The 3,031-nt window shown below is 54.3% G+C and carries 1 tRNA gene and 2 rRNA genes (1 of these 3 only partly in view); all 3 read right to left on the bottom strand.

The window, feature by feature from the left end:
- Positions 1–12: 12 nt before the first annotated feature.
- Positions 13–89 (bottom strand) — tRNA-Met (locus HK11_RS11700).
- 20 nt (positions 90–109) lie between these two features.
- A 5S ribosomal RNA gene (gene rrf, locus HK11_RS11695) occupies positions 110–225 on the bottom strand.
- 122 nt (positions 226–347) lie between these two features.
- Positions 348–3,031: ribosomal RNA gene (locus HK11_RS11690) — 23S ribosomal RNA — on the bottom strand; it runs 57 nt beyond the window's last position.

The following is a 3,031-nucleotide window of genomic DNA, read 5'->3' as shown; positions in this document are numbered from 1 at the left end:
ATTTATATGATTTGGTTGCGGGGGCAGGATTTGAACCTGCGGCCTTCAGGTTATGAGCCTGACGAGCTACCGGGCTGCTCCACCCCGCGGAGGTGAGGTAGTTTGGAAGACCTGGCGGCGACCGACTTTCCCACGACTTAAGCCGCAGTATCATAGGCGCTGGGGGGTTTCACGGTCGAGTTCGGGATGGGATCGTGTGGATCACTCCCCGCCATGGCCACCAGGTCATCCCAACTACCCCTGGGGAAGGGACAGTGGGACCGGTTGGTAAGATGTAAGTGACGTATGTTTGTTTGCATAGATGATTTCTGTGCATGGGTAACATCTCTTTTAAGGGAGATGGTAAAGAGAGTGAGTCTATTGGGCGATTAGGACCAGTTAGCTGCACGCATTACTGCGCTTCCACACCTGGCCTATTAACGTGATGGTCTTTCACGGCCCTCAGGGAGATCTAGTTTTGAGGTGGGTTTCCCGCTTAGATGCTTTCAGCGGTTATCCCGTCCATACTTAGCTACCCGGCTGTGCCGCTGGCGCGACAACCGGTGCACCAGAGGTATGTTCATCCCGGTCCTCTCGTACTAGGGACAAATCCTCTCAAATCTCCAACATCCACGGCAGATAGGGACCGAACTGTCTCACGACGTTCTAAACCCAGCTCACGTACCACTTTAATCGGCGAACAGCCGAACCCTTGGGACCTGCTCCAGCCCCAGGATGTGATGAGCCGACATCGAGGTGCCAAACCTCCCCGTCGATGTGGACTCTTGGGGGAGATCAGCCTGTTATCCCTAGAGTACCTTTTATCCGTTGAGCGATGGCCCTTCCACGCGGGACCACCGGATCACTATGGCCGACTTTCGTCTCTGCTCGAGCTGTCACTCTCGCAGTCAGGCGGGCTTATGCCATTGCACTCAACAGCCGGTTTCCGACCGGCCTGAGCCCACCATCGCGCGCCTCCGTTACACTTTGGGAGGCGACCGCCCCAGTCAAACTGCCCACCATACAGGGTCCCGGATCAGGCTAACTGACCGCGGTTAGACATCAGAAAAATTCAGGGTGGTATTTCAAGGATGGCTCCACGGGAACTGGCGCCCCCGCTTCAAAGCCTCCCACCTATCCTACACAGAATGTCTCTGATGCCACTGTAAAGCTGCAGTAAAGGTTCATAGGGTCTTTCCGTCTGACCGCGGATACCCCGCATCTTCACGGGGAATTCAATTTCGCTGAGCCGATGCTGGAGACAGCGGGGAAGTCGTTACGCCATTCGTGCAGGTCGGAACTTACCCGACAAGGAATTTCGCTACCTTAGGACCGTTATAGTTACGGCCGCCGTTTACCGGGGCTTCAATTCAGTGCTTGCACACCTCCTCTTAACCTTCCGGCACCGGGCAGGCGTCAGGCCCTATACGTCGTCTTTCGACTTCGCAGAGCCCTGTGTTTTTACTAAACAGTCGCTACCCCCTGGTCTGTGCCACCCACCCCCGGTTGCCCGGCAGTGGGTCTCGCTTATCCCGAAGTTACACGAGTAATTTGCCTAGTTCCTTCAGCATCGTTCTCTCAAGCGCCTTGGTATTCTCTACCAGTCCACCTGTGTCGGTTTCGGGTACGGTCTATACGCCAGAGCTATTTCCTGGAATACGCAAAAAGCCAGTTCAATCCGATAAGGACTGACAACATTTTGTATTCGTCACTTCTGGCAGGTTCAGGAATATTCACCTGATTCCCATCGACTACGGCTTTCGCCCTCGCCTTAGGGGCCGACTAACCCTGCGTGGATTAACCTTGCGCAGGAACCCTTGGACTTTCGGCGACAGTGTTTCTCGCACTGTTTGTCGCTACTCATGTCAGCATTCGCACTTCCGATATCTCCAGAGGGGGTCACCCCGCCTCCTTCACAGACTTACGGAACGCTCCGCTACCGCGCATATCATAGATATGCACCCACAGCTTCGGCACGTGGCTTGAGCCCCGTTACATTTTCGGCGCAGGGTTTCTATTAGACCAGTGAGCTATTACGCTTTCTTTAAAGGATGGCTGCTTCTAAGCCAACCTCCTGGTTGTTTTGGAATCCCCACATCCTTTCCCACTTAGCCACGATTTAGGGGCCTTAGCTGGTGGTCTGGGCTGTTTCCCTCTCGACAATGGACCTTAGCACCCACTGTCTGTCTGCCGAGCTCATACTTCCGGGTATTCGGAGTTTGGTTAGGTTTGGTAAGGCTTTGGGCCCCCCTAGCCCATCCAGTGCTCTACCCCCCGGGGTAATACTCGACGGTCTACCTCAATAGATTTCGCGGAGAACCAGCTATTTCCGAGTTTGATTGGCCTTTCACCCCTAACCACAGCTCATCTCCGACTTTTTCAACAGGCGTGAGTTCGGCCCTCCAGTGCGTGTTACCGCACCTTCAGCCTGGCCATGGCTAGATCACTCGGTTTCGGGTCTTCTGCCAGCAACTGAACGCCCTGTTCAGACTCGCTTTCGCTACGCCTACACCTAACGGCTTAAGCTCGCTGCAAACAGAAACTCGCTGACCCATTATACAAAAGGTACGCCGTCACCCCATAAGAGGCTCCGACTGTTTGTAGGCATTCGGTTTCAGGTCTATTTCACTCCCCTTGTCGGGGTGCTTTTCACCTTTCCCTCACGGTACTTGTTCACTATCGGTTACCAGGGAGTATTTAGGCTTGGAGGGTGGTCCCCCCATGTTCAGACAGGGTTTCACGTGCCCCGCCCTACTCAAGACTACTCTGCAACACTACGCATACGGGGCTATCACCCACTATGGCGGACCTTTCCATGTCCTTCTGCTTCTTTACAAAGTAATACTGGCCTGTTCCGCGTTCGCTCGCCACTACTAACAGAATCTCAATTGATGTCTTTTCCTCCAGGTACTGAGATGTTTCAGTTCCCCGGGTTCGCCTCATCACCCTATGTATTCAGGTAATGATACCCTTGCGGGTGGGTTGCCCCATTCGGATATTTGCGGATCAAAGCCTGCTCGCGGCTCCCCACAACTTTTCGCAGCGTGCTACG

It is taken from the genome of Acetobacter sp. DmW_043 (assembly GCF_002153485.1).
Taxonomy (GTDB): domain Bacteria; phylum Pseudomonadota; class Alphaproteobacteria; order Acetobacterales; family Acetobacteraceae; genus Acetobacter; species Acetobacter thailandicus.
This window is presented reverse-complemented; position numbering and strand designations above follow the sequence as displayed.